We start from the raw sequence: 23,316 nt of genomic DNA on the forward strand, positions 1-23,316 counted from the left end.
CCTCAAGTGGCCAGAATGAAGTCTGCGGCAGTGACGGTTGTTGCATCGGCCACACCGACCAGGCGGATGGATTCAGGCCCTGCGGAGCTGATCAAGGTATCCGCACCGATATCGGTGATGATAACGATGCCGGCAAAGGTCGCAGCAGTGACGCCGAACGCGGAAATATCGAGCCGGTCCTGGCCTCCCACCGCGTCGGCATCGAAGCCGATGATCTGATCGGCCCCGAAGCCCGCTGCGAACATGAAGATATCGTTGCCACTGCTGGCAACCATCATGTCGTTACCGGCACCGCCAGTGACCGTATCGTTGCCAATTCCGCCATCGATAAAGTCAATGCCGGTTCCACCCAACAATATGTCGTTAGCGTCACCACCGAGCAGCGTGTCGTTGCCTGATCCACCATTCAAGACATCCGCCCCATCACCGCCGTCGAGGCTGTCATCGCCATTGCCGCCGTTCAGGGTATCGGTGCCAATGCCACCGAACAGTTGGTCGTTGCCGTCGTTACCATTGAGGGTGTCATTACCCGCTCCGGCGGTGATGACGTTGTTCAACCCGTTGCCGTTGCCGACGAAGTTGCCGACTCCGGTGTAGGTCAGATTCTCGACATTAGCGCCAAGCGTGTAGCTGGCCAGCGAGGTCTGCACGGTGTCCGTACCGCCACCTAACACCTCGACCAACACGTCCAAGGCTGCGTCGACGACATAGGTATCGTTGCCGGCGCCCCCCACCAACCGGTCAGCACCTGCACCGCCATTGAGGAGGTCGCTACCCACCCCGCCGGTGATGATGTTGGCTAGCGCGTTACCGGTACCGGTGAAGTTTGCGGTTCCCGTATAGGTCAGGTTCTCGACGTTGGCACCGAGCTGGTAGCTCGTCAGACTGGTTCGCACCAGATCGGTACCACCACCCAGCGCCTCGGTGACAAGGTCACCGACGTTGTCGACCACAAACGTGTCGTTGCCGGCACCGCCGTTCATGGTATCCGCGCCGAGCCCACCGTTGAGGGTGTCGGTGCCGTCCTCGCCATTGAGGACGTCGTTGTCGTCTCCGCCGTTGAGGATGTCGTTGCCCGTGCCGCCAAACAACTGGTCGATACCGGCCAGGCCATTCAGCGTATCGCTCCCGCCCAGGCCAATCAGCACATCGTTACCCGCAGTGCCGGTGAGGGTGTTCGCAAACGCATTGCCCTGCAGGACCACGCCACTCAGTACCGTTACTGCCGCCGTCGCCGCAGAGGTCACCGACTCCAGCGTGCCGAAGCCATCGGTGTAGCGCACGATCACTCGCAGTTGCAGATTGCCTTGCGCCGCACCCGGGGTGAAGGTCGCAGCAGTCGCACCGTTGATATCAGTGAAGGACACACCGACACCTTGCTGCCACTGGAAGCTGAAGGCGCCCAGCCCATCCGCATCGACAATCTCGCCCGTCAGCGCGGTCAGCACCTGCCCTTGATTCGGTGTCGTATCGCTGATCAGCAATGCGCCTGTCGGTGCATCATTGGCGTTGGCCACCGGCCCCAGGGTGTTGGATGAAACGCTTTCGGCCGCACCGAAATCATCCACGTAACCGATGACCACGCGCACTGCTTGTCCGACCTGAGCCTGGCCAAGCGCGAACGTGCTACCGGTAGCGCCGTTGATGTTGACGAAGCCAGACCCGTTGTTCGCCTGCCATTGGTAGGTGAACTGCGGATTGCTCAAGCCATCGACGTCGATGATGCTCGCCGGGTCAGCGGTCAACACCTGGTTCTGCACGGCAAGCCCGGTTAAGGTTGGCCCTGCAGTCGGTGCATCGTTGACGTTTTCCACCGGCCCCAGGATGTTGGACGAAACGCTTTCGGCCACACCGAAAGCATCTACGTAACCGATGACCACGCGCACTTCCTGATCGACCTGAGCCTGGCCAAGCGCGAACGTGCTACCGGTAGCGCCGGCGATGTTGACGAAGCCAAGCCCGTCGTTCGCCTGCCACTGATAGGTGAACTGCGGATTGCTCAGGCCATCGAGGTCGATGATGCTCGACGGGTCAGCGGTCAACAGCTGGTTCTGCACGGCAAGCCCGGTAACGGTCGGCCCTTCGGTCGGTGTGCTGTTCCCGGACGAATCGACGATCTCCAGCGTGCCCTTGGCATCCTGGTACACCGCCCGGACGCGGATGTTCAGACCTGCCACATCGTCCGTCACCCGGTAGGTGGTGCCGATCGCCCGCGTTGCCTCGCCCGCAGCGAGGGAGGTGATGTCATCATAAACGCCCGTGCCGGCAATGGTTTCGACCTGCCAGTAGTAAGCCACCCCGCCAGTCACCGCACCCGTCGGGTTGGTCCCGTTTTGGTTGTCCGCGTCGTGTACCGCCCGATCACTGACTCGCAGCAACTGGCCGGCAACAGGCGTTTCGTCACGCACACCGGTTGCAGCATCGAGGATTGCCAGGTGACCCGATGGGTCGTTGTTTTGAGCGGTGCCCACTCCGGACGATTGCGCCACGTCAGCGAACTGCAGACGCTCGATGCCTGTCAGGCGATCGACGCCATCACGCCCCGCCACCGAGTCGGTCACGATGACAGTGTCGCCATCGATCTCGATGCCGTATTCCCCCAAATTACCGGAGAACAATGCAGTGTCGTAGCTGTCATTGCCGGTCAGAATCTCCCGCACGATGACCAACTGGCCCGGGTTGTAAGTACCGTTCAACATAAACGGCACCAGCGGCTCCATGCTGTCGAACGTGGCGATTTCCTCGCCAGTACCATCGACATTTTCCCGCACGCTTATACGCACGTTCAGCCACTTGTCACCATCGATGATGTCGTCACCACCGCGACCTTCGATCAGGTCGCTGCCGCTGCCGCCGAGGATGATGTTGCCGCCGTCGAAGAACGTTGCTCCGGCGGGCAGAAGATCAACCAGGCCGTCGATCAGGTTGATGTTGGTCAGCACACTGCCAGTTGCTCCGGCGCCGGGCAGTGTTGTGGCATCTTCGTTATCACCGCGCAGGTAGTCCCCGTGTGATGAACCCGACAAACCTTCCATGATGTCGAACCGCACCAGCGCCGAAGCCCCCGAACCCGGCACCGGCGGAACATCGAAAAAGCGATCGGTGAAGTCGATGGTCACGCCCTGGGCGAGCCCCTTGAAGGTTGCCCAGTCATAGCCGGAGCCACCGATATAGCGGTCACCCAGGCCGAGACTGCCGACCATGATGTCGTCGCCGCCCTCGCCGTTGAACTTGTCGTTTTCGCTAGCGCCGATGAACACATCGTGGCCGATTATCGGGTCGTTGCCGAGCGGGTCGAAGTTGTCGCCAGGTGCACCGTCCGACGTGCCCTTCTCGATCCAGTCGTCGCCTTCGTTACCCATGTCCTGTTCGTTGGCTTTGCTGCCCAGAATGAAGTCGTTGCCGTGGCCACCAATAGCCTCGGAGGCGTCCTCGCCGGTCACGATGAAGTCATTGCCGAACCCGCCGATGATCAGGTTGACGCCATTGCCACCGTGCAGCACGTCGTTGCCGTCGCCCCCCTGGATGTTATCGTCGCCGCCGCGGTCAGTGATGATGTCGTCGCCGGCGCCACCGCGCAGTTGGTCGTTGCCGTCACCGCCTTCGATGACATCGTTGCCGCCGTCACCCCAGACCGTGTCATCGCCTTCACTGGCGATGAGGATGTCGGCATTGTTGGTGCCGCCCAGCACGATGTGCTGATCACCCGTGTACTTGATGTAGTTGGTGTCCGGTCCTGCGGTCAGCGGGTTGTCGCGGAACACGACCTGCTCGCCGTTCTCGCCAAGCGGATCAGCGTTGCCCAGGCCATCGTTGTACTGCTTGCTCTGGTCCCTTTCCAGATAGAAACCAGGGTCCGAGAACACCAGGCCCGGCAAGTGCGTAGCCGAGGTGTTGGCCATGATCAGCTTGGCGAACGAATTGCTTTCCAGTTCGGCATTCATCGACAGGCCAGCCGTACGCTCCAGATAGTAGAAGCGGTCGCCGTCCTGCAGTTTTTCCAGCTGGTTCTCGAACACGAAGTTGAAGGTCGAGCCGAGCATGCCGCCGAACGGGGTTTTCTCTTCGGCCAGGCCGCCGATCCAGAGATCGATGGCATCTACGCCCGTGATCGTCACTCCCTTCAGATCGTCGGCAGTTCCCATCACCCCATCTTTGCCGGCCAGCGTGACGTTGGCCCAGGTACCGGTTCCGTTGAGGAAGTCCAAGCGGTCAGCCGGCGCATCATCACCACCAAATACCAGCGCCATGGCTGCAGCGCGTTTGGCTTCCAGTGTGGTCGCCTCCGTGATCGTGCTATGCGTGCCATAGGCTGCGATGAAGTTGATCAACGACTCTGGATGCTTGAGGTGCTGCACCAGGTCGACCCAGCTGATGTAAGGCTTGAGTTGGGTATCACCGGTTTGGCTGTAGATGTCGCGGCGGACCGCATTGAGCGAAGGAATCCCCACGTCGCGGCCACGGGCAATGTTGATCGCTGGCAGGTCGAGCGGCAGGCCGAGCAGGTTGTTGCGCAGCGCCTCGGTGACGAACTCGTCGATTTCGTTACCGGCTTGCCGAGTCATCCCACGCACGATCGCACTGGTCGCATCTTCGGGCGTCACGCCACTGGCGGCATACGCCAACGGGTTGAGGAACGCCGCGATCAGGCCGAGTTGCTGATCAGGATCAGCGCTGTTCGGATCGCCGATCACGTTGAAGTCGACGTCGAAGCGATCGACGGTCTCGGTCAGCATCGAGTGGCCAAACCGGTACACGGTATGGGCGAACTCGGCGACGATCGAGGCATCGAGGTCAACGTCATAGACCTGGGTCGGTGCAAAGAACAGGTCAACGTTGGGCTGGATGGTCCGCGCAAACTCCTCGAACACCAGGTGCTGATACTGCATCTCGGTGCCGAACTTGGCAGCCTGGAACAAGCGCTCGCCATTCCACACAAGCGCATCGATCTCAGCCTGGTTGGCGGGCAAAGCGCTCACCGGAGTGAGCAGCCACTCGTTGAGGAAGGCTACGTCACCCGAATCAAGCACGGTGTCCTTGGTCTGCGCGACCAGCCGATTATGCTCGGAGTGGAAGATTGCATGCACCGCGGTCAGGCCGATGTTCTCGTTGACCCGGCCGTCGCCAGCGATGTAATGCGCATCGAGCAACTCGTTGTCGTAGGCCAGGTTGGCCCCGGTCTGCGGATTGAACGGCACTGCGTTGCCAGTATCCGAATCCGCGTCAGGCACGAGCACGCCACCGCTGAACACCGGCGCTGCATTGTGGGCAATGTCGGCGAGGAACTGGTGACCGGTACGCACAGCGTTGGTCAGGCTAATGGGGTCAAGCGGATTGCCTTCGACAAGGACGTCATCAGCCGTGCCACCAAGACCGTCAGCGCCCTTCATCACGACCATCGGGAAGCCGTTCGGCCCCTTGATGAAATTGCCATAAGCGTCGGTCGCCAACAGCGGGGAGTTGTCGACGTCGGCGTCGGTAAGGCGGATACCCAGAATGTCGTTGGCCTGCGCCTTGACCACTTTCCAGGTCGCCATACCACCGATTTCGGTGTCGTCTGCGGTACCAAACTTGCCATCCGCCCCCAGGTCACGGTTAGTGATCAATCTGCCGGTCGCGATGGGGCCGTTGTCGGTCAGCTCATAACCGCGCAGGAAAACCTGGTGTGATGGGTGCGAGCTGTAGGTCTGGTTTTGATCCACGAATGGCGACGTGGTGTTGGTGTGCTCATGGATGTCGTCGGCCGTGCCGAGAACGCCATCCGCCCCGGGCAGGTTGGTCGCGCGGGTCAGCACCATGAAGTTGGTGTTGCCACCGGGCACATACAGCGGATCATCCGGTTGCAGCGGGATGAAGATCGTGCCCGAACCGCCTTTGGTCACCAGGTCCAGACCGTGATCGAAGAACTGCCCGAAGAAGGTCATCCAGGCGTTGAACGGCGCGGACAACCCTGCGTCCGACGCGGTGTTCTCGAACAGGTACACATCATGGTCGTCGGCAGTACCGAACTGACCATCCATGCCGGGGCTGGCGACTATTCGAGTGCCATCCTTGAGCACGTCGTCGTTCCCCTCTGCGCCGAAGTTGAGCACACCGTCCGCACCCGGGTCGTAAGCAGTGGCATAGGCCGCCGGGTTGTTCGACGTCTGGTCGACGATCAGATTACTGATTGTGCGCGGCTGCGAGTCAAACACAAAGCCGCTGTTCTGCTGATACGACGATCCCGGAATGGCCGGCGAGCCGGGGCCGAAGAAGCCGGCAGGAGCACCTTCCGCCGGATTGAAGACCGGATCGGTCAAGCGCGGGAAGGTGTTATCCGCGGCACCAAACTCGGTGTTGTTGATGCCGTTGAGGTTCATCAGGTTGTTGTTCGAGCCGTCGACCGCACGCAGGCCCAACGGCGCGCGGATATTCGGGATCAGCGAGAGTATGTCCTGACCGGCCGCATCAGCCTCGGCAATCTTGATCTGATCAAGGATGAAGTTGAGGTCGGAGCGGACCATGTTAAGGCCCTCGCCCCCCGCAGTGGCATTGACTACCGGTGTCTGCGCCGTCGGCACAACCGGCTCGCCGGGAGCCACCACATCAGTCGGTTGCGAGAACACCACTTCAGTCGTGCCGTGACCATCCTGGTAGATCGCTTTGACCCGCAGTGCCAGCCCGGCAAGATCCGGCGAGACCTTGAACGTGGTGCCGTCGGCACTTTGGAACGCCAGGTCACCCGCTGGCAGCTGGATGATGTCTTCGAACACGCCGGTGCCGGGGTCGGCTTCGAACTGCCAATAGTAGGACACCGAGGCATTGTTGACGAAACCCTGCGGGTTACCCACCGTGATGTTGTCGGAATCGCGCACTCCGGCCATGCTCACCGTCAATGTGTCGCCCACTGTGATCGCGCCGCCGTTTCCATCCGCGACGGTCGGTCTGCCCAACGGTTGTGCGTTCAGATCCGGCACCAGCACTTGCTGGGTATCGGCGAACTGCAGGCGTTCGATATGCAGCAAGGTATCGGTGCCGTCGCGACCCGCTTCGGTATCGGTCACTGTCCAGACATCGTCCGCCACATTGGCCGTGCCTCGGGTGTCACGCGTCACCACATACTCAGACTGAAGGCCGGAGAAAACGGCAGTGTCGAAAGCCGCCCCGCCTGTCGAAGTGCCGGGCAGGATTTCTCGCACGGCCTTGAGCTGACCTGGGTTATAGGTGCCGTCGATCATGAACGGAATCATATCGACCATGCTGTCGAAGGTGGCGATTTCAGGGCCGGTATGGTTGACGTCGTTGGGGCCATACACCGCAATTCTGACGTTGATCCATTTGTCGCCATCGATCAGGTCATCGCCACCACGCCCCTCGATCAGGTCACTGCCATTGCCACCGAGGATGATATTGCCCGTGGCAAAACCAGTGGTCGGCAAGCCGGCATCGGCCAGGAATTGCTCCAGTCCGCGAATCAACGCCACATTGGTCAGCGCACTGCCCGTGGTCCCGCCGTGGTCGGCAATCGTGACCGCATCAACATTATCGCCCTTGAGCACATCGCCAAATTGCGAACCGGACAAGCCTTCGACCTCGGCAAAACGGTCGAGGATCGAGGTCGGTGAGGCACCGACCGGATTGAACGGCCCGTTGTTCTGGTTTGGCGCGTTGCCGTGTGGTTGCGCCAGCGTGGCCATGGTCAGGTCAACGGTCACACCGACCCTGTCATTTTTGTAGGTCACCCAGTCGAAACCGGACATGCCGTCCATATTGTCCTGGGCATCGCTGCCGACGAAGATGTCATCGCCACCCTCGCCGATCATTTCGTCGAAGCCACCACCACCGACAAAGATATCGTTGCCGATCACGTCGTCATTGAGCAACGGCGAGGCGTTATCGCCTGGCGCACCGTCCTGGGTACCGCTCTCGATCCAGTCATCACCTTCGTTGCCCGTAGCTGGCAGGTTGGTCTTGGCCCCGTGGATGAAATCGTCACCCTGACCGCCGAAGGTGGTGCTGATGTCTTCGGTGGTGATGATGAAGTCCTGGCCATCGCCCCCCAGGATCAGGTTGCCGCCAACCAGCATGCTACCGGCGACGATCACATCGTTACCGGCATTACCTTCCAGACGGTTGTCACCGAACGAGTCGGTGATGATGTCATCGCCCGCGCCGCCCAGTACCGCATCGTTGCCGGCGCCGCCTTCGAGGCGGTCGTTGCCACCGTCGCCGTAAAGGGTGTCATCGCCCTCACCGGAGACGATGATGTCATTGCCAGCGGTGCCACCCAGGACGACATGGTCTTCGCCGGTATATTGCAGATAATTACTGTCCGCCCCCACGGTGTCGGGGTTATCGCGGATCACCAGCGGCACGATTTCCACACCGTTGATCATGAGGCCGCCAGTTGGATCGGCGCTGCCCGCGCCAAGGCCAGTGAACTGATTGGCCTGATTCACTTCCAGGGTGTAAGTAGGCGTCAGGAACACGGTGTTCGACAGGTGTGTGACATCGGTGTTGAGCATGATCAGCTTGGCAAAGGAGTTGTTTTCCAACTCGGTGCCGAAGTTCAGGCCCGCGGTACGTGACAGATAGTAGAAGCGGTCGCCGTCCTGCAACGCCTCCATCTGGGTCTCAAACACGAAGTTGAACGACGAACCGAGCATACCGCCGAACGGCATCTTCTGCTCGGCGAGGCCACCGACCCAGAAGTCGATATCGTCGACGCCCGTGATCGTTACACCCGTCACGTCGTCGGCAGTACCCAGCAGCCCATCCTTGCCGGCCAGCGTTACGTTGCCATAGGCGCCGGTACTGTTGAGGAAGTCCAGGCGGTCAGCCGGCGCATCATCGCCACCGAATACCAGCGCCAGGGCTGCAGCGCGTTTGTCTGCCAGCGTGGTCGCCGCCGTAATCGTTTCATGCGTGCCATAGGCTGCGATGAAGTTGACCAACGACTCGGGGTGTTTGAGGTTGTCCGCGAAGTCTGCCCAACTGATGTACGGCTTGAGTTGGCTGTCGCCGGTTGATGAGTAGAACTCACGCCGCGCCTCATTCAAGGTCGGGATACCCGTGTCGCGACCACGCGCCAGATTCAAGGCCGGCAAATCGAGGGGCAGACCGAGCAGATTGTTGCGCAACGCTTCGGTGACGAACTCGTCGATCTCGTTGCCGAGCTGGCGGGTCACACCGCGAATGATCGCCCCTGCCGCTTCGTCCGCAGTGGCCCCGCTGCCGGCGAACGCCAGCGGATTGAGGAAGGCCGCGATCAGACCCATTTGCGAATCCGGGTTGTTCGGGTCAGTGAGCAGCGGATTAAATTCGGGGTCGAAACGATCGACGGTCTCGGTCAACATCGAGTGACCGAAGCGATACACCACATGGGCGAACTCGGCGAGGATGGCCGGGTTGATCGAGGTGTCATACCCGTTGGGGGCAAGGAATGCGTCAACCTGCGGCTGAATGGTCCGCGCGAACTCTTCGAAGACGAGGTGCTGGTACTGCATCTCGGTGCCGAACTTGGCGGCCTGGAACAGGCGTTCGCCGTCCCACACCAAGGCTGATATTTCGGCGAGTGTCGTAGGCATTGCGGCGACGTCGTCCACCAGCCACTCATTGAGAAACGCCAGATCGCCGGCGGCCAGGATGGTTTGCTTGGATTGCTGGACCAGGCGGTTGTGCTCGGAGTGGAACACATGGTGCACGGCGGTCAGGCCAATGTTTTCGTTCGCCCGGCCGTCGCCGGCAATGTAGTGGGCGTCGAGCAGTTCGTTGTCATAGGTCAGGTTGTTGCCGCCCGCACCCACGGGCTGCGCATTGCCGACATCGGCGTCGGCATCCGCTTGCAGAACCCCACCGACGACGACCGGCGCGGCATTGTGGGCGATGTCGTCGAGGAAACCATGTCCGGTGCTTACGGCGTTGGCCAGACTGATCGGCGCATCCCGGTTGCCTTCGACCAGTTGCGTGACGTCATCAGCCGTCCCGGCAATACCGTCGGTACCGTTACTGGTGCGCATCACCACCTGCGGCATACCGTTCGGCCCCCGGATGAAGCTGCCATAGGCATCAGTCGCGAGCAACGGCACGTTGTGCACATCGAGGTCGGTCAGGTTGATGCCGAGAATGTCACGGGCCTGGGCTTTTACCACTGCCCAGGTCGCCATGCCGCCGCTTTCGCCGTCGCCATCATCGGCCGTGCCGAATTTGCCATCAGCGCCGAGATCGCGGTTGGTAATCAAGCGCCCCGTTGCAATAGGGTCACCGGCCGCGTTGAGGACGTACTCACGCAGGAACACCTGGTGCGACGGGTGCGAGCTGTATGTTTGGCTCTGGTCTACGAACGGTGAGGTGGTGTTGGGCTGACCATCATCGGAAGTGCCGACAATTCCGTCCGCGCCGGCCGTACGCACTGCACGTGGCAGCACCATGAAGTTGGTCGGGCTGCCCGGCACAAACAACGGATCGTCCGGCTGCAGCGGAATAAACACAACGTCGGTACTGCTCTTGCTGAGCAGATCAAGGCCGTGGTCGAAGAACTGGCCGAAGAAGGTCATCCACGAGTTGAAGCCGGCGGTCAGGCCGGCGTCCGGCGACTCGTTGGGGATGAAGAATACTTCCTTGTCGTCGGCCGTGCCGAACACGCCGTCCAGACCGGGGCTGATCACTGGGTCAGCACCACCGTTCGCAGCGACAGCGGCCGGGTTGTTGGCGGTCTGGTCGTTGATCAGGTTACTGATAATCCGTGGCTGCGGATCGACCACAGTCCCTGTCCCGGCGTACGACGCACGATACGAAGCGTCAAGCAGGCGCAGGAAGGAATTGTCCGCAGCGCCAAATTCGCTTTGTCCGGCGACCAGGTTGTTGTAGCTGCCATCGACGGTTCGCAGGCCGTATGGCACCTGACTGTTGGGTAGCAAATCACTAAGGCTGGCGCCGTCGGCATGCGCTTCTGCGATGAAGATTTGCTTGAGAATGAACTCCAGGTCCGACTTGTTGAAATTGGCCATTTCGATTGCCCTCGATCTATATGGGAAAGGCTCGGGACGAATAAATCCTCCCGCGCCAAGTCACGTGCTGGCTTGCGCAGTTCGTTGGTTCAGTGTTTGGCGAGAGCAGGCGTGGGGCAGGCAAAGCCGTCCCCTGCGCCGGTGAATGCGCGCCTGGAATTCGCTGGATGAAATTGCTCGCTGAGCGTTTAGGCAGAGCGATTCCGAGCCACTGGTGGGCCATGGAATCGGGAAGTCGAAGCGAACTTCCTGAACAGCTCCGTCACGGTGCAACAGAACAAAATGATCGACATGCCGTGCTCCTTCAGGACCACCGTGCCCTGCACTTTCGAAGCGATGGCAAGATTCAGACGGGCGCCCTTGAACATGACTAAAGTTCTATAGCAATGCGCTGTCAATATTACGACGTAAAAAAATATCATCGTCATTGGACATGCCAACTCACTGTTATTAAACGATATATAAATATTCATACGAACTACTAGAGCGAAATGTTATTTCAAACTGTATCGCTAGAGAGACAAACGCCACCTACGCTGCTGCATGTGAACATAAAAATTTACGGAACTTTTCCAGGAACGCTATGGCTTGTGTCCGCGAGAAGCATTCGCAACTACATCTATGGTTTTTCACACATTTTCCTTGCTGCTTTTTGCCGCAAGCACACCCGGCTTTTCGGTGAGGGTCTATCAAATGCACAAGCTCTCAAGTACCCGATCCGAACTGGCCGACGCGCTCTTTCGACTTCGCCGCAGTTTTTACTCGTTGGCCGGATTCAGCGGCGTCATCAACGTCATGATGTTGACGCCAGCTATTTATATGCTGCAGGTCTACGATCGGGCCTTGGTCAGTCGTAACGTCACAACATTGACGATGCTGACCTTCCTGGTGATAGGCCTGTTCTTGCTAATGGCCACGCTGGAAATGTTCCGCACCCGCGTGCTGATCCGAGTCGGCAACTGCCTCGACATGGACCTCAATCGACGCATTTTCACCGCAGCATTCGAGCGCAACCTGAGCCGCGCCGGAGGTAATCCGGCCCAGGCCCTGCAAGATCTCGCACAGGTGCGTCAATTTCTCACCGGCAATGGTCTGTTCGCATTCTTTGATGCGCCTTGGACCCCCATCTACCTGCTGGTCGCCTATTTGATCCACCCGCTGCTCGGACTGGTCACGCTGATCGGCTCGCTGATTCTGGTGGGCCTGGCTTATCTCACCGAGAAGGCAACGCAAAAGCCACTGGCCGAAGCCAATCAGGCTGCCCTCACCTCCGCCAGCTACGCCAACAACAACCTGCGCAACGCCGAGGTTATCGAGGCCATGGGCATGCTGCCTTCGATCGGCAAGCGCTGGTACCAAAGCCATTTGCACATTCTGGAAATGCAGACCCTGGCTTCCGACCGTGCTGCCCTGATCAGCAGTACCGGGCGCTTCGTGCGCATCACTTTGCAATCGCTGATCCTCGGCGCCGGCGCGTTGCTGGCGATCGAAGGCAAGATCACCCCGGGGATGATGATTGCTTGCTCGATCCTCACCGGCCGCGCGCTGGCCCCGGTTGAACAAGTCATCGCGTCGTGGAAGCAATTGCTTGGCTGCCGTTCGGCCTGGGCCCGGTTGAACGAGATGCTGAACGACTATCCTCGCCGGCCACCGAGCATGTCGCTGCAGCGGCCGCTGGGCATGCTGGCGGTGGAGAATGTGTATGCCGGTGCGCCCGGCACCAGCAACACGATTCTGCGCGGAGTGAGCTTCAACCTTTCCCCCGGCGAAAGCCTTGGCATTATCGGTCCATCCGCCTCGGGCAAATCCACCCTCGCTCGTCTGTTGGTTGGCGTTTGGCCGGCGCAGGCCGGCAAGGTGCGCCTGGACGGCGCGGACATATTCACCTGGAACAAGGGCGAACTTGGCCCCTGGCTCGGTTACCTGCCACAGGACGTGGAGCTGTTCGAGGGCACCATCGCCGACAACATTGCGCGCTTTGGCGAAGTGGACAGCGATGCGGTCATACGCGCCGCCAGGACGACTGGAGTGCACGAGATGATCCTGCGTTTGGCGCAGGGTTATGAGACCCGTCTGGGCACCGATGGCAGCCCGCTGTCCGGAGGCCAGAAGCAACGCATCGCCTTGGCTCGCGCGCTGTATGGAGAACCCAATCTGATTGTGCTGGACGAGCCGAACGCCAACCTCGACGACGTCGGTGAAAAGGGCTTGGTCGAGGCGCTGGCTCAACTGAAAAACCGCGGCGCCACCGTCATTCTGATTTCCCACCGTCCCAATGTGCTCTGCGCCGTCGATAAGGTGCTGATGCTGCGCGACGGCGGTGTGCAGATGCTCGGTACTCGCGACGAAGTATTTGCAGCGCTGCGCAAGGCCAGTGTGATGCCTGCGGGCGCATCGACTCCGCTGGCCTCCGTCAAATCACGGGAGTGACCGATCATGCAAATGAGCCAACACACCGAGATGATTCTCGCCGATCCCAGGAACGTGGTGGATCTGGACGTCGGTAAACCCGTGCGCTGGGGCATGTTGCTGATGCTCGCCGGCTTCGGCGGCTTCCTCCTGTGGTCCTGGCTGGCGCCACTGGATGCCGGCGTGGTCGCGACTGGCACGGTCAAAGTCACCAGCAATCGTAAAGCCGTGCAGCATCTGACCGGCGGCACTGTGGAGGCCATTCTTGTTCGCGAAGGTGATGCAGTGAAAAAAGGCCAGGAGCTGGTCCGCCTCGACTCGCTGCGCGCCGCCTCCGAACAGGGTGCGGTCAGCGCCCAGTACATCGTCAGCAAGACGGTGGAAAACCGTCTGGAAGCGGAACGCGACGGTCGCGACGTGGTGAACTACGACCCCGAATTGCTCAAGCGCTTCGGGAATGACCACCGCCTGGTGGCCGCCATGAATCTGCAACAACGCCTGCTGGATACCCGACGCGCCGGCCTCGCTGGCGAAATCAGCATCCTTCAGGAAAACCTCGCGGCGTCGGCGGTGCAGCTCAAGGGCCTGCAGCAGGTCTATGGCGCCCGCGCCTCGCAGATCGACTTCCTCAACCAGGAACTAAAAGGTACCCGCGTGCTGGCGGCCGAAGGCTATGTGCCACGCAACCGCCTGCTTGAGCTGGAACGCAGCAATTCCGACCTCTCCGCCGGCCAGGCCGAAAACCTCAACAACATCGCCCGCATACGCAGCCAGACCACCGAAATCAAGCTGCGCATCCTTCAGCGCCAGCACGATTACCAGAAGGAAGTCGAATCGCAGCTCACCGACACCGCCAAGGAAAATACCACCCTGGCCGACCGCTTGCGTGCGCTGGACTATGAAGTGACCCACACGGTGATTCGCTCGCCGATTGATGGCATCGTCCATTCACTGAGCATTGCGACCATCGGCGGGATCATTCAGCCCGGCTTCAAAATCATGGAAATCGTTCCGGACAATGAACCGCTGCAGGTTGACGCGATGATTCCGGTACAGGCGATCGACAAGATGGTCCCCGGCCTGGCCGTGGACATTGCGTTTCCGGCCTTCAACCATGCCCAGACGCCCAACATCCCTGGCCGTGTGAAGACAGTCTCCGCCGACCGCCTGCTCGACGAGGAAAGCAAGCAACCGTTCTATCTGGCACAGGTAGAAGTCACTCCCGATGGCATGAGCCAGCTTGGCAGCAATCACATTCGTCCCGGTATGCCCGCCAGCGTCACCATCAAGACCGGCGAGCGCAACTTGATGAGCTATCTTCTCAAACCAATGCTCGAGCGTGTCGACAGCTCGTTCAAGGAACAATGAAATGGACCGTCATTGCCTGATCTTTTGCCTGCTTGCGCTGTCCTTCCCGGTTGGCGCCATGGACCTCAAGCAAGCCTGGGATCTGTTGCAGTACCAAGGCCCCGTCTATCGCGCCGCCGTACATGAAAAAGAGGCCGGCCTGGAAAACCGCGCCATTGGCCAGGCCGGCCTGCTACCGCAGATCAGTGCCTCGGCCTACGACAACAAGGTCAATGGCACCCAGCGCCAGAGCGGCATCGAAAGGGATCTCGACTACGACTCCAAGGGCGCTAACGTGCGCTTGCGCCAGCCGCTGTTCAACAAACAGAAAATGGCCGAGTTCCGCCAGGGTAAACAGCGTGCCGACTACAGCGTCGCGGTGTTCGATGCCAAGAGTCAGGACGCCGCAGTGCGCCTGGCCGAAAGCTATTTCGACGTGCTCCTGGCCAGCGAAACCATCATCCTTGCCAAAGCCAAGTTAAACGCCTTTGACGAGCAACTCGCTTCGGCTAAACGACGCATGGAGTTGGGGGCCGGTACCGTCACCGACATCGACGAGTCGATCGCTCGCCGCGACCTCGCCGCGGTTGAGCTGATCGAAGCGCAGGACAACCTGGTCAACGCGCGCCGCAAGCTTGAGGAATACATCGGAGAATCCCCCGAATCCCTTACCACCTTGCGTCCGACCTTCAATACGCCACCGCTGCTACCGAGCAACCTGCAGGACTGGTTAATCAAGGCTCAGACTGACAGCCCGCTGATCCATGCGCGCCGTCATAGCAGCGACCTCGCTGAAGAAGAAGTGAAGCGCGCCAGGGCTGGTCACTGGCCGACACTTGATTTCGTTGCCGGCTACACCGCGGGCGATAGCCAATCAATCTCCGAGCTGAATCAACGCAACCGCTACGCCTCAATCGGGCTGGAGGCAAACTTCCCGTTGTACAACGGTGGTGGCACTAGCGCGTTGACGCGCCAGGCGAGTGCCAATAGCTATAAGGCCCTGGACGAACTCGACGCTACGCGCCAGGAAGTCATCTCCGGTACCACCCGTGAGTATCGCGGCGTAGAGAGCGGCGCCCAACGTATTCGCGCGCTGGAGAGAGCAGTGGAGTCCAACGAACGCTCACTGACTTCGACACGCAAAGGCTTCAAAGAAGGCGGCACCAGCACCAACTCGGACGTTCTCAATGCCGAAGAGCTGCTCTTCGATGCGCGCCACGATTTGTTCGAGGCCAAGCTGCGCTACTTGATGTCGCGCCTGCGCCTGGCCTCTTCGGTGGGCAGTCTGGGCGACGACGATATTGACCACATCAACGACTACCTCGGCCCGGAACTGTTGGTCACCAACTGACGTTCACCTGCGCAGCACTTTTTGAGCAGAGGGTGCGGCAGCGATCTTTATCGACAACCAAGAGTGCCCACACCTGTCCTTAAAATACAAAACGCCCGATGCGGTGCATCGGGCGTTCGGGTGAAACAGGCGTAGCCCTGCTTCAAGACTAGACAATTTACATTTTTATCTGGGGTACACGCTAAAACGCCAGTTTGTAGCCGATCAACACCAGCATCGTGGCCAGGCAAGGACGCAGCACTTCGTCGGAGATACGACCGGTCAAGTGGCTGCCCAGGTAAATCCCCGGCAGCGAACCCACCAGCAAGTAACCCAGCACCTGCCAATCCATGTTGCCCATGCTGGCATGGCCCAGGCCGGCGACCAGGGTCAACGGCACGGCGTGGGCGATTTCCGTGCCGACGAGGCGTCGGGTCGGCAACAACGGATAGAGGATGAACAGCGCTACGGTGCCGAGGGCGCCGGCACCGATCGAGGTCAGCGCGACCATGGTGCCCAGGACCAGACCGGTGATGACCGTCAACACATTCAGGCGCGAACCGCTGGGGTTGTAATGGCCGCCAGCCCGTTTGTGGGCGAAGTCGAGCAGGCGTTTTTTGAAGAAAATCGCCAGGGCCGTGGCAAACAGAACGAAGCCGAGGGCTTGTTTGATAACGGCATTCATCGCGTCGGGAGAAGTCTGCAAACTGCTCAGGAACCACAACGTCAGCGCTACTGCCGGCACGCTGCCGAGGGTCAGCCAACCGGTGATCGCCCAGTCGATATTGTTGTTCTTGCGATGAACCAGCACACCGCTGGATTTGGTAATGGCCGCGTACAGCAAGTCGGTGCCCACCGCCGTGGCCGGATTGATACCGAACCACAGCAGAATCGGGGTCATCAAAGACCCACCGCCTACCCCGGTCATGCCGACGATAAAGCCGACGACCAACCCTGCCACCACCAACCCGAAGTTAACGAAATCCATTAACACGCCCGCAATAAAACGCATGGAAAAACTGGACCGCAGCATAGCGATTTTTCTTATAACCAGTTATATCGATGCGAACTATCGTTATTCCACAACTTACTACTTTTCCTATTTACTCAACCCCCCCTGTGGGAGCGAGCCTGCTCGCGATGGCGATGTTTCATTCACGTGATATTGAATGTGCCAACGCTATCGCGAGCAGGCTCGCTCCTACAGAGGGATCTGCTGTGTCAGTGAGTGCGGTGGGGTTGATTTACTGCACGGGCAGGAAATTCAAAAACAGCAAGCTCTGCGCGTAGTTCAGGCCGATCCGCCGATAACGCTCGTCCAGCATCTGCGTCAGCAGATCCAGCCGCGCGACGATTTTGCCGAACTCCACGGCAAAACTCAGGTTGCTGCCCTCCTCCGAAATTTCGTTGGAGAACAGCAAGGGCTCGCCGTTTTTGTTTTGCCGCTGGCTCAGGATCCAGGTGGCTTTCTCGATGTTGCGGGCGGCGTTATTGACGAAGGTCGGGTTGATAGCATCGGTCATATAGAACTCGAGACGGTTGCCGTGAGCGGTGACCAGCATGCTGCCGATGGCGTAGATGAAGGCGCCGACCCGGTCGCCGAGAAACTCAGGACTCATGGCGTAGCTCAGCGCCGCGAGGTCCTTCTTGCCACCGAGGGTCGGCAGCGGCTGCTGTTGTTCGATGGCCAGGCGCACTTGTTTACCGGCGGTGCGGGCGTCGAGGAAGCCGGATTTTTTCAACTCGTCCGGGTTACGCAGGTAGAGCTTGCTCATCAGCAAGTAGAGGCTGTCGAGGTTGTCGCGCATCGCCAGGGTCGCCATGCGGTCGACGCTGGTCTGGAGGAATTCCTGGGGCGTGCCTTCGCGGAACTGGTTGACGATGTCGCTACCCTGTTGCTGGCTGCAACCGCTGGCGAAGAGCATCGACAGGCTGGCCAGCAGCAGGCATCGGCGCCGTAGAAGTGAAGCGAAGAAGGGTAAAACTCGAGCCATGGGTGCTTGAACTTGGGCATTGGCCGACGGAGGGGATCGCCGCAGGCTGGCCAAGGATAGAGCCGCCAAAGCTGAAAAAGTGCAGTGCCGATGGTCCGTAAACCCTGGCCTCCATAACAAACACCGACAAATTAGTCATACTTTTAATTGCAACACTTCACATATCAGCTATAAATCCTTCCTTGATCGACGATCAAAATCGATCATTAGTATGACTACATGCCAAAAACAACAAAAAGGAAGGTCAACCATGCTGCACTCCCGACACCTGCTCTCCGGCCTCGGACTGTCCCTGATGATCGCTACCCTCCCCACTCAAGCGGCTGGTCTGTCCAGCGAACACAAAGCCTTCGGCAAGACCAACGACGGCACACCCGTCGAGCAATACGTCTTGCGCAACAGCCATGGCCTGCAAGCCACGATCATTACCTACGGCGGCATTTTGCAGTCGCTGAAGGTGCCGGACAAAAACGGCAAGCTCGACGACGTGGTGCTGGGTTTTGACGACGTTCAGGGCTATCAGAGCGGCACCGCTTACTTTGGCGCGACCATCGGGCGTTTCGGCAATCGCCTGGCCAACGGCGCGTTCGAACTGGACGGCAAACGCTATCAGGTGCCGCTCAACGACGGCTCCAACTCGCTGCACGGCGGCCCGCAAGGGTTTGACAAGCACGTGTGGAAAGCTCAGCCGAGCAAAGGCAAGGATTCTGTGGGCGTTACCCTGACCTATCTGTCGGCGGACGGCGAAATGGGCTTCCCCGGCAACCTCAAGACCGAGGTCACTTACAGCCTCACCGAGAACAATGAACTGCGCATCGACTACAAGGCCAGCACTGATAAACCGACCGTACTGAACCTGACCAATCACAGCTATTTCAACCTCGCCGGCGCGGGCAACGGGGATGTTCTGAAACAGCTCGTCACCCTGCATTCGACCCATTACACGCCGGTCACCGCCAAACTGATTCCGACCGGCGAACTGGCCCCGGTCGCGGGTACGCCGATGGACTTCACACAACCCACCGCCATCGGCAAAAACATCAAGGCCGATCACCCGCAACTGAAATTCGCCGAGCCGAAACAGGGCGGCTTTGACTTCAACTGGGCCCTGGACGCCAAGGGTGATGTGGGCAAGCTGGCGGCCGATGTCAGCGACCCACTCTCCGGGCGCCGCTTGCAGCTCTACACCACCGAACCCGGCGTGCAGTTCTACACCAGCAACTTCCTCGATGGCACGGTCAAGGGCAAGGGCGGCAAGGTTTATCCGCATTGGGGCGCGTTTACCCTTGAGACCCAGCACTACCCGGACTCACCGAACCAGCCGAACTTCCCGTCCACCCGACTTGACCCGGGCAAGACCTATACCCAGAGCACTGTGCTGAAGTTTTCGGCCCACTAAACATCCCCCCACAATCAAGCAGCTGCCGAGCAGCTGCTACACGTCCACGGAACCACCGGGGTATTCTGCTGCCAACTGGAGAGTATCTATCGATTCGAAAAAGGAGGTTTTCATGCGGACCCTCGAACTGGCCGGCGTCGACGTACCGGTCATCGGTCAAGGCACCTGGCGCATGGGCGAAGATCCCTCGCAACACAACAAGGAAGTCGCCGCGCTGCGCCTGGGCATCGAGCTGGGCATGACCCTGATCGACACCGCCGAGATGTATGCCGAAGGCGGCGCGGAGGAAGTGGTGGGTGAAGCCATAACAGGCCTGCGCGACAAGGTCTTCCTGGTCAGCAAGGTCTACCCGCACAACGCCAGCCGCAAAGGCATCCCCCAGGCCTGCGAACGCAGCCTGCGGCGCTTGAACACCGATTACATCGATTTATACCTGCTGCATTGGCGCGGCCAGTATCCGCTCGAGGAAACCGTCGCAGCCTTCGAACGCCTGCGAGAAGACGGCAAAATCGGCCGTTGGGGCGTGTCCAATTTCGACGTTGACGACCTGGAGGAATTGAACTCACCGGCCTGCGCTACCAACCAGGTGCTGTACAACCTGGAAGAGCGCGGCATCGAATTTGATCTTCTGCCCTGGTGTCAACAGCATCAGCAGCCGTTGATGGCATACTGTCCCATCGGTCAGGGAGGAACGATGCTGACCCATCCGGCGCTCAGCCAGATTGCCGCCCGTCACGCCGCGAAGCCGGCTCAGATAGCACTGGCATGGATTCTGCGACAGACAGGCGTGATCGCCATCCCCAAAGCGGTCGCTCCTGAACATGTGCAACTGAATGCGCAGGCCGCACAACTGCGGCTCGACGACGAGGACTTGAAGGCGCTGGACCACGCGTTTCACGCGCCACAACGCAAGCACCGGTTGGCCATGGTCTAAGCCATCGCGGTACTGTCAGAGGGCTTCTGCATGAGAAGCACTGATCAGCTCGACGACTTCAATTTGCCACGCTTTGTGCAAGCACAAGACCCCGTGTTCGAGTGGGTCCGGGAAGAGTTGAAAGCCGGCCGCAAGCGCCGGCACTGGATGTGGTTCGTTTTTCCGCAGTTCGCCGGATTGGGCGGTAGCCAGATGTCTCGACATTACGCGATCCGCTCCCGCGAGGAAGCCGTGGCCTACCTTGCGCATCCAACGCTGGGCGCTCGCCTGCGAACCTGCACTCAATTGGTCCTGGACATCAAACAACGCTCGATCGCCGAGATTTTCGGACACCCCGACAACCTCAAGTTTCACTCGTCGATGACCCTGTTCGCCCAAATCGCCCCCAAGGGCAGCGTGTTCCATAAGGCACTGGATCAATACTTTCACGGCATACGGGATGACTGGACGCTGCAGCTGCTGGACTCAAAACAAGCCCAGTTGCCCACCAATCAAGGTTGAAAAGTCGTCGTCCACGAAGGGCAGAATCGCATCCGCCACCGGTTGCAGTTGCCGGGTGACGTAATGGTCGTAGTCGATGGGCGCGCTGCGAATCTCCAGCGGTTCGGGCCCGGCGACGCTGATCACGTAGCTGATCCAGCCGCCGTTCTGGTATTGCCGGGGGCGGCCCTGCTGGTCGTTGTAGTCATCGGCGATCCGCGCCGCACGGACGTGGGGCGGCACGTTGCGTTCATAGTCATCCAGAGTACGGCGCAGGCGCTTGCGGTAGATCAGGCGGTCGTCGAACTCGCCGGCCAGGGTCTTGCGCACGTAGTCGCGCACGTAATCCTGATAGGGCTGGCGATGGAAAATCCGTGAGTACAGTTCCTGCTGGAATTGCCGGGCCAGCGGCGACCAGTCGGTGCGCACGGTTTCCAGGCCCTTGTAAACCATTTCGTCAGTGCCATCGGCGCGGGTGACCAGCCCGGCGTAACGCTTCTTGCTGCCCTCCTCGGCGCCGCGAATCGTCGGCATCAGAAAGCGTTTGTAGTGGGTCTCGAACTGCAATTCCAGAGCGCTTTCCAGCCCGTATTCCTGTTGCACATGCTCGCGCCACCACTGGTTGACGTGGTCCACCAGCGCGCGGCCGATCTGCGCGGCCTCGTCCTGACCGTGAGCGCGACGCAGCCAGACGAAGGTCGAGTCGGTGTCGCCGTAAATCACCGTGTGCCCCTGGGCTTCGATCAGCTGCCGGGTGCGCAGCATGATCTCGTGGCCGCGCAAGGTGATGGACGACGCCAGACGCGTATCGAAGAAGCGGCAGCCACTGGAACCGAGCACTCCATAGAAGGCGTTCATGATGATCTTCAGCGCTTGCGACAACGGCGCGTTGTGCTCGCGCTTGGCGGTCTCGCGGCCTTCGGCTACCCGCGCGACGATCGCCGGCAGGCAATGCCGGGTCCTGGAAAAACGCGCACCGCGAAAACCCGGCACGGAGTTGCTGTCTTCGGGATGCTGCAAGCCTTCGATCAGCCCGACCGGGTCAATCAGGAAAGTGCGGATAATCGACGGATAGAGGCTTTTGTAGTCGAGCACCAGCACCGACTCGTACAAGCCCGGCTGCGAGTCCATGACAAAACCGCCGGGGCTGGCCTGCGCGGGCTTGTTGCCCAGATTCGGCGCGACAAACCCCTGTCGGTGCATCAGCGGCATGTACAGGTGGGTGAACGCCGCCACCGAACCGCCACTGCGGTCCGCCGGCAAACCGGTGACGCTGGCCCGTTCCAGGAGGAAGGTCAGCAGCTCGGTCTTGGCGAAAATCCGCGTCACCAGCTCGCAGTCCTTGAGGTTGTACGTGGCGAGTGCCGGCTTGTCCTCGGCGAACATGCGGTTGATTTCGTCCATGCGCTGGTACGGCGTGCTGATCGCCTTGCCCTCGCCGAGCAGGGTTTGCGCGACGTTTTCCAGGCTGAACGAGGGGAAGCTCCAGGTCGCCGAGCGCAGGGATTCGATGCCGTCGATGATCAACCGGCCGGCGGCGGAGGCGAAGTAATGGTTGCGGCTGCCGTGCTCGCGCCATTGCATTTCTTCGCCGCCACGCCCCAGTTTCAGCGGTACACCCAGCTGACGGGCGTGCTGGTGCAGCACGCGCAGGTCGAACTGCACGACGTTCCAGCCAATGATCGCGTCGGGGTCATGGCGGGCGAACCATTCGTTGAGCTTTTTCAGCAGGACGGTTCGGGAGTCGCAGTAGTCGAGTTGGAAATCCACCGCGCTGTCATCGCCATTGGGCGGACCAAGCATGTAGACCTGGCGCTCGCCGCAGCCTTCCAGGGCAATGGAATACAACTCGCCCTGAGCCGTGGTTTCGATGTCCAGGGACACCAGCCTGAGGTTGGGCCGGTAGTCGGGAGCGGGCTTCATCTGCGCGTCGAGCAGCAGGCCTTCGGTCCCTGGCGTGCCACCAAAAAGGACCGGCGCGGTGATAAAGCGCTCCATCATGTAGCGTTCCGGCGGGCGCACGTCGGCTTCGAACATCTCGACGCCGGCTTTGCGCAGCGCGGTTTCCAGGCGCATCAACTGACCGTGTTGCTGGCAATACAGGCCGAGCACCGGGCGGTGCTCGAAATCCTGAAGGGCCAATGGCTTGAGCTCGACATTTTTTTCGCCGCGCAAAACAGCCTCGGCTTGCTCGCGCCGGGCCGCCGGGATAAATGCCACCGACGGTTGATGTGGCAGACGGATACGTTGGGGACCGGCGTCGGTCGCCAGCCAGAACTCGACTTGCGTACCGGCCGGGGTGTCGCGCCAATGCCGGGTCAGGACGAAGCCCTGCTGTAAATCCACCACTGCAACCTCAAGATTTGATTCAAGCGGCAATTCTACGCGTCATCGCGGGGGATAGCCCTCTCTGAGCTGAATGCAACCCCTTTGGG

10 protein-coding genes are annotated in these 23,316 nt (G+C 60.2%); 6 read left to right on the top strand and 4 right to left on the bottom strand.

The features are described from left to right. Positions 1-2 precede the first annotated feature (2 nt). The gene (locus BLU63_RS32415; RefSeq protein ID WP_083377212.1) at positions 3-10,988 is read right to left on the bottom strand and encodes a peroxidase family protein; all 10,986 of its coding nucleotides are present in this window, start codon (positions 10,986-10,988) and stop codon (positions 3-5) included. Between the two features lie 693 nt (positions 10,989-11,681). On the opposite strand from BLU63_RS32415, the gene BLU63_RS32425 reads away from it, so the two are divergent. From BLU63_RS32425 to BLU63_RS32435, 3 genes are read left to right on the top strand one after another with little or no spacing between them, the layout of a single operon-like run. Continuing rightward, positions 11,682-13,418: a type I secretion system permease/ATPase gene (locus BLU63_RS32425; protein WP_010458626.1), complete on the top strand. Its 1,737-nt coding sequence runs from the start codon at positions 11,682-11,684 to the stop codon at positions 13,416-13,418. A 6-nt stretch (positions 13,419-13,424) separates the two neighbouring features. Next, positions 13,425-14,765, top strand: coding sequence for an HlyD family type I secretion periplasmic adaptor subunit (locus BLU63_RS32430; RefSeq protein WP_077750010.1), 1,341 nt, complete (start codon positions 13,425-13,427; stop codon positions 14,763-14,765). Position 14,766: 1 nt separating this feature from the next. Then, positions 14,767-16,095, top strand: a complete 1,329-nt coding sequence (locus tag BLU63_RS32435) for a TolC family outer membrane protein (RefSeq protein ID WP_083377213.1) — start codon at positions 14,767-14,769, stop codon at positions 16,093-16,095. 181 nt (positions 16,096-16,276) lie between these two features. On the opposite strand, the gene BLU63_RS32440 is transcribed toward BLU63_RS32435, so the two are convergent. Together BLU63_RS32440 and BLU63_RS32445 are read right to left on the bottom strand one after the other, a co-directional pair. Further along, a complete protein-coding gene (locus BLU63_RS32440) occupies positions 16,277-17,062 on the bottom strand; it encodes a sulfite exporter TauE/SafE family protein (RefSeq protein WP_010458623.1) in 786 nt (261 codons plus the stop codon). 256 nt (positions 17,063-17,318) lie between these two features. Continuing rightward, positions 17,319-18,068, bottom strand: coding sequence for a hypothetical protein (locus tag BLU63_RS32445; protein WP_083377214.1), 750 nt, complete (start codon positions 18,066-18,068; stop codon positions 17,319-17,321). A 250-nt stretch (positions 18,069-18,318) separates the two neighbouring features. On the opposite strand from BLU63_RS32445, the gene BLU63_RS32450 reads away from it, so the two are divergent. The 3 genes from BLU63_RS32450 to BLU63_RS32460 all read left to right on the top strand — a co-directional run bounded on the left by BLU63_RS32450 (position 18,319) and on the right by BLU63_RS32460 (position 20,902). Beyond that, on the top strand, positions 18,319-19,467 hold the full coding sequence (locus BLU63_RS32450; protein WP_010458621.1) for an aldose epimerase family protein: 1,149 nt from the start codon (positions 18,319-18,321) through the stop codon (positions 19,465-19,467). A gap of 112 nt (positions 19,468-19,579) precedes the next feature. After that, positions 19,580-20,401, top strand: a complete 822-nt coding sequence (locus BLU63_RS32455) for an aldo/keto reductase (protein WP_083377215.1) — start codon at positions 19,580-19,582, stop codon at positions 20,399-20,401. A 30-nt stretch (positions 20,402-20,431) separates the two neighbouring features. Continuing rightward, entirely contained in the window at positions 20,432-20,902 is a 471-nt protein-coding gene (locus tag BLU63_RS32460) for a DUF1810 domain-containing protein (protein WP_083377216.1), read from the top strand. Here BLU63_RS32460 and BLU63_RS32465 read toward each other — a convergent pair. After that, positions 20,867-23,227 (bottom strand): DNA polymerase II, encoded by a 2,361-nt coding sequence (locus BLU63_RS32465; RefSeq protein WP_167362287.1) that lies wholly within the window; start codon positions 23,225-23,227, stop codon positions 20,867-20,869. The genes BLU63_RS32460 and BLU63_RS32465 overlap by 36 nt on opposite strands. Positions 23,228-23,316 lie beyond the last annotated feature (89 nt).

The organism is Pseudomonas mandelii (genome assembly GCF_900106065.1).
GTDB lineage: Bacteria > Pseudomonadota > Gammaproteobacteria > Pseudomonadales > Pseudomonadaceae > Aquipseudomonas > Aquipseudomonas mandelii.

Coding starts and splice junctions, on each gene's coding strand:
- BLU63_RS32445 (WP_083377214.1), bottom strand. CDS start 18,068: ATGGCTCGAGTTTTACCCTTCTTCGCTTCACTTCTACGGCGCCGATGC.
- BLU63_RS32440 (WP_010458623.1), bottom strand. CDS start 17,062: ATGGATTTCGTTAACTTCGGGTTGGTGGTGGCAGGGTTGGTCGTCGGC.
- BLU63_RS32460 (WP_083377216.1), top strand. CDS start 20,432: ATGAGAAGCACTGATCAGCTCGACGACTTCAATTTGCCACGCTTTGTG.
- BLU63_RS32435 (WP_083377213.1), top strand. CDS start 14,767: ATGGACCGTCATTGCCTGATCTTTTGCCTGCTTGCGCTGTCCTTCCCG.
- BLU63_RS32425 (WP_010458626.1), top strand. CDS start 11,682: ATGCACAAGCTCTCAAGTACCCGATCCGAACTGGCCGACGCGCTCTTT.
- BLU63_RS32430 (WP_077750010.1), top strand. CDS start 13,425: ATGCAAATGAGCCAACACACCGAGATGATTCTCGCCGATCCCAGGAAC.
- BLU63_RS32415 (WP_083377212.1), bottom strand. CDS start 10,988: ATGGCCAATTTCAACAAGTCGGACCTGGAGTTCATTCTCAAGCAAATC.
- BLU63_RS32450 (WP_010458621.1), top strand. CDS start 18,319: ATGCTGCACTCCCGACACCTGCTCTCCGGCCTCGGACTGTCCCTGATG.
- BLU63_RS32455 (WP_083377215.1), top strand. CDS start 19,580: ATGCGGACCCTCGAACTGGCCGGCGTCGACGTACCGGTCATCGGTCAA.